This window comes from Staphylococcus gallinarum (genome assembly GCF_000875895.1).
In the GTDB taxonomy this organism is placed as follows: domain Bacteria; phylum Bacillota; class Bacilli; order Staphylococcales; family Staphylococcaceae; genus Staphylococcus; species Staphylococcus gallinarum.
Window position 1 is genome coordinate 1 of sequence record NZ_JXCF01000188.1, and the last position, 241, is coordinate 241.

A 241-nucleotide genomic window follows, 5' to 3' on the forward strand; every position below is an offset into this window, starting at 1 on the left:
AAAAATAATATGGTAACAATAAGTATAATTATACCTTGAGTCATGATAGTATTTGGAACATCAAATAGGTAGTTTAGACCACCTGCGATTTGCATAGCGCCTAAACCTAGTGATACTGCTACCCCGCCAATTGTGGCAAAGACAGAAACAACATCAATAATTGTCCCTAAGGGGCCATCAACTTTATTTCCGAAAATTGGACGTAATGTTTTTGAAATTAATGCAGGTTCATTTTTTCTAA

General features: G+C 34.9%; 1 protein-coding gene. It reads right to left on the reverse strand.

From position 1 onward, the window contains the following. A partial coding sequence (locus SH09_RS14005) for a BCCT family transporter (protein WP_042740229.1) occupies positions 1-241 on the reverse strand: 241 nt, incomplete at both ends.